This window comes from Puniceicoccus vermicola, from assembly GCF_014230055.1.
GTDB lineage: Bacteria > Verrucomicrobiota > Verrucomicrobiia > Opitutales > Puniceicoccaceae > Puniceicoccus > Puniceicoccus vermicola.
In genome coordinates this window covers 1-4,912 of record NZ_JACHVA010000100.1, presented here as the reverse complement: position 1 = coordinate 4,912, position 4,912 = coordinate 1, and the positions used below count along the sequence as shown (strand labels likewise).

The window sequence follows — 4,912 nt, the reverse complement described above, 5'->3', positions numbered from 1 at the left end:
ATACCTAATCTAAAAAGGTTTGATATTTAATATTGCGGCAGAACCGTTTGCTGAAGCCCGTATCCAGCCGTTTCCGACAAGGCGTATGACTTGGATGGGATCGGCGATCCAATCATTCAGGTGCATTGCGACCACTTGGTCGAGTCTTTCGATCGTGGGCCAGAGTCTATTGGAGGTATGGTCCTGGATTAGGTCCCAGAGTTTCTCGATCGGATTGAGTTCGGGGCTGTAAGGTGGCAAAGCCACCGGATAGATCCCCTCCGGAACCCGTTCGTGGGAGCTGCACTGCGGATGAAAACCAGCCCCATCCCAAACGACGATGTGTTCGTGCCCGGGAAACTGCTTTTTGATCTGCAGAAGGAACTGCTCGGTCCATTGCAGGTTTACCGTCGGTGTCTGTAAAAAAACACTCTCACCATCGACGACATCGAGGGCTCCGTAACAGTAACTCCACTTATACTCGCTTTTCCAGAGTTTGTGAGGTCTGAGCGCTTTTTTCGTCCAAACACGCCGCAGATTCGGCAAAAGTCCGTACCGACTCTCGTCGGCAAACCATATCTTCACCGGCTTGTCGCCATCAATGGGCTGGTCCAGAAGCTTTCCCAGGAAAGTGCGCTTGAAGACTTCCGACTTTGCCGGGTCCCTTTTCTCATGCACGGGGCGAGGAACCCGAAGCACCCCCGCGCATTTTTTTAACCAAGTCCATACCGTTTGGTATCCGAAGGCCTTTCCAAAGTGCTTCTGCAACTCCTCCTGTGCCTGCTTTGCCGTGTTCCAACGGCCACTGTCCAAGGCCTTGGAGATATACTCCTCAATCTCCTCGTCCAAACCGCTGGGGCGACCGATCCCATACCCGCGGGTAAGCACCTTATCCAAACCCTCCTCCTTATACTGCTTGAACCAGCGATTCACCGTTGGCTTGCTCACCCCTACGATCTCAGCAATCTCCGAGGATTCGTTTTCCGGGTTGAAGCCCATTTGCAGTGCTATCAATCGAGCCTGGCGCCAGCCCGAATTTTTCCCTTTGAGCAGAACTTTGATTCGTTGGCGGTCCGCTTCATCCCCCAAGTTGCGTCGTCTCATCCTACCATCATCGACGTATCCTTATTAATTATCAAACCTTTTATTATGAGGTATAAGCTGAATCGCAGGGGATTGAGGACCTCCCTCGCGCCGTGTCCTTACCACCTCCACATCCGGACCACGATTCCTCGCCAACGAAAAGAGCTTTGGAAAGGGACTGCATTTGGGACGTTAGCGGTCCTTGAAGCGGGAAACCCAATAGCTACCGGCAGCCCGACGATGCCCGATTCCGGTCCGAGTGGGGATCCCCAGGACCAGCACTGCCAGCACCATTCCAGACTATGCGAGAGATCTTCCACCCTTGCCCGGTTCCATCAAAAACCCGCTCTGGCGCCGCACCTCTTCATGGCTCCAGTAGGATAAACTCCATGCAAACCACAATCGCAAACAACGGGACTTGGAGGAGTTTGTAAACAGGAGCCAAGACCTTCGAGCAAAGGACCTCTTCCGGGCGTTCCTTCGGCGCAAAGAGCGTTTTCCGTATTGTGGGGGCGCAATTATTTGGATGGGACACCACAGTTTTCCCTGCACCACCAACACCGCGATTCTTGATATTCACGGCAGGCCGAATGTATTCGATCCCTGATGCGATGAATCAAAACCCCGCCAACCTTTCGCTTGGCACAAGCTTAAAATGAATCCACCGCATGGGCAACTGTTTCCCCTGCAACTTGGCCTGGAGCGCCTCCAGTAAACCATCCGCAATCGGATCCGCACTCATTTCGATCCAATCGCAGGGAAAAGGCACGACATAGGGCGACTCTGCATTCCGGTGCAGGATCAACTTCAAATCTTCTGGCACGCATAAACGGCGCTCGACGATCGCTGACACTACACCGCGCGACATTACGTCGGGATAAATCAGCAAGCCGTCTGGCTTGGACTTTAAGTCCCAAAGTGACTGAAACTGATGATAGCCTTTGATTTCCATGGGTTTGTGCGAGACCATGATCCACTCGTAATTGATCGTGATGTTGAGCTCCTCCGAGACTTCATCCAGCATCTCGAGAACCTCAGCATTTGCCATTTCCGGAGGAATCATCAACCCTAGCGAATGGGCTCCCTGCGCGGCCAAACGTCGGATCGACATCTCAGCCATCTCCTTCATGTCAAAGCCCACATCGGGACTACTTCCATTCAAAACAGTTAGCGGTTTGCCAGTTTCACGGATCCATTCCACCATAGAGTCGTAGGCCATGATGGCCACATAGCCATCAATTGATCCGGCCTTTTCAATCTGTACCATCTCCGGAGGTGCGCCAAACCTTCCTTTCTCCGGGCGTGTATCCATTAATGGAATCATCTCGAAACCCAGCTTCCGGCCCTTCTCGATGATCGCCCAGAAGAGGTGAAGGTAGAAGAGAGAACTTTGATGTATCTTGGCGTCCGCACCACAATAGACCACCACACGAGGAAAATCCGTCTTGATGGGGTTGTTTTTGGCGAAAGTTTGGGCCGTATTACTTGCCATGCAAAGGAGTAGCATCCACAAAGGCCTGGGGAAGTCCACTTCATACAGTTTAGTCACGGAATCACCAACCGTATAATCCCTCTTGTCATTCTGTTCAATCCCCCCATGCTTCGCACGAAATGGCCCGGCACCGCCTAAACAAAGACCTCCCCCCACTTTCTGAAGCCTTTTCCCAATTCGCAGGATTCCCGGAAAAATGTAGCCGACAGAAGATTCTAACGGATTGCCTGCGCGAGTGTGCACAGACACTTCAAAGAGACTCGCCCTGCCCGTTTTATTCTATGCGGGAAATTGCGGAGTATTTTTCCGTTCCCTTGCGGACCGTCGCGCTGGTCTACGAATCACTCGATATGGAGGGCATGCTCCACAGAATTCGTGGCTCGCAAACTATGCTCACCGGGCGCAAACACAGCACCCGCAAGCCGATCAACGCAATCATCGGGTTGCCGATCTGGCTACAGGCCATGATTACCTCGCCCTTCGAGTGCAACCTTCAGATCGAGTTAGAAGAACGCTTGCGAGCGCGAGGCTTCGTCGCGGACTCCATCTTTTACCGCAGCCGCGAGGACTTCGACCCGGACTTCACCGAACGTCTGCTCCGCCACAATCTCGACCTTGTCATTTGGCAGTCACCCCACCCTTTGGCCTCCCACGTGCTTCTCTCGCTTCGGGAGCGTGGCATTCGCCTAATTCTTCTCCAGCCCACCGAAAATACCCTCAGCCTGCCCTCGCGCACACACCTTCTCGACTGGCAACCCGCCTACAAAGCACTCGCCCAGCACTGGAAAAAACTCGAGATCCAACGAATTGTCATCCCCCTGCCGGAAAACCTCATTGCTCGCCGTGCGATCCGGAAGTTCAAGATCCTAATCGCCGACGCTGGGCTGGAATACGTCCCAACTGAAGCCACCCCAGAAGATTTGTCCTCCGCCCTAATGGATACTCAAAACAGCCCCTCTGCACTCGCCTTTTTTGACTTTCAAACCGCGGACAATCTCTGCAACGGCTATCCCGACCTAATCGAGCAAATTGCTGCCCAGCACCGTCTCGCCTTTTGCCGCGGCCCCGTGCGCGTGCCACGCTTGAACACACTAAGAACCGCCATCGACCTCGTTCAGCTCAACCCCGTAGAACTGGCCGAAAAGATCGTAGATGACCTTTGCGATCCCAACCGAACCCATGAAGGTATCCGCGACACCGTCACAGCCAGCTTCCATACGATGCAAAGTATGCCCGGACTGAACGACTTCGATCGACTCAGTTTATACGGGTAGCATTGAATTCTGAACTTAGAATCTCAAAGATACGGGTCTCGACCCAAAAATAGTGCGTCATTGTCCACGAAAAAAGGATAACCGACTAAGACCTAAAGGACGCTTGCCAGCCAGATCCTGATACAACTGAAGATTTTCTGTGACGAGACCCATGAGGCTTTTGACCTCAACAGTCCTTCACACAGCCTGCTGTTGCCCCTCAATTCGACCCCACCCGCACCAGTTGCTAACCGGCCCCTCAAAAAAAGGTTCATCGTCATTTCCCGGGGAAAGCATGCTTAATCTTGAGGAAGAAGTATTCCGTATCCCTGAAGCCATAAGCGGTTCTTTTGATGACCTTGATCTTGTTGTTCATGCCCTCGAGCACGCTGGTGTTGAGTGGGTATTTGGCTGAGGCTATGATTCCACGGAGGTAGGGTCTGAGTTTATCAGCGAAGGCGAGCAGGGGTTTGATTTTGGACTCACGGCACATCCTCCACCATGTGCGCCAGCGTTTGAAGGCGCCCCAGATGCTTGAGCTTCGCCATAGTTCTTTGAGCTGTTCTTTCAGGACGTAGACTTGAGCCAAGGATTGGTTGGCATTCATCAGCTCTTCGAGCCTGACAAGTTCTTCTTCATTGAGGTTGTCCTTGTTCTTTAGAAGTAACCATCGGCTACGTTTGACCGCTCTGCGAGCCGACTTGTTCTGCCTTAGTTCATTGGCCTGATCCACGCGGACTCGGTCGATGACTTCACGGCCGTATTTGGCAACGACATGAAAAAGGTCGTAGACGACTTCCGCATTCGGGCAGTGCATCTTCACCTCCAGGTCAAAGGCGCTGTTCTGATCCATCGCGACCGCTTCGATTTGATCGCAGTGTTCGCCCAGTGATTCAAAGAAGGGGCGTATGGATTCGCGACTGCGCCCTTCACCGATCCAAAGCACTTGCCGAGTGTCCGCATCGGCTACGACGGAGGCGTAGCGGTGCCCCTTGTGCAATGCGAACTCATCCATGACCAGAGTTCTGAGCGAACCGTAATCGACTTCAGGCAACTCCCGAACCAACCTAGCTTTGTCAATGCGTTTGACGGTGTGCCAAGGCAA

At 53.0% G+C, this 4,912-nt stretch carries 4 protein-coding genes; 1 reads left to right on the top strand and 3 read right to left on the bottom strand.

The features are described 5' to 3' along the window. Positions 1-9 precede the first annotated feature (9 nt). On the bottom strand, positions 10-1,083 hold the full coding sequence (locus tag H5P30_RS12255) for an IS630 family transposase (RefSeq protein WP_185693218.1): 1,074 nt from the start codon (positions 1,081-1,083) through the stop codon (positions 10-12). A gap of 595 nt (positions 1,084-1,678) precedes the next feature. Continuing rightward, complete coding sequence (locus tag H5P30_RS12250; RefSeq protein WP_185693217.1) at positions 1,679-2,554, bottom strand: substrate-binding domain-containing protein; 876 nt, start codon at positions 2,552-2,554, stop codon at positions 1,679-1,681. Positions 2,555-2,835: 281 nt separating this feature from the next. Between H5P30_RS12250 and H5P30_RS12245 the strand changes: the two genes are divergently transcribed. Beyond that, complete coding sequence (locus H5P30_RS12245; RefSeq protein WP_185693216.1) at positions 2,836-3,828, top strand: hypothetical protein; 993 nt, start codon at positions 2,836-2,838, stop codon at positions 3,826-3,828. A 256-nt stretch (positions 3,829-4,084) separates the two neighbouring features. Here H5P30_RS12245 and H5P30_RS12240 read toward each other — a convergent pair. Then, the coding region (locus H5P30_RS12240) for an ISL3 family transposase (protein ID WP_185691362.1) at positions 4,085-4,912 on the bottom strand (828 nt) is incomplete at its 5' end.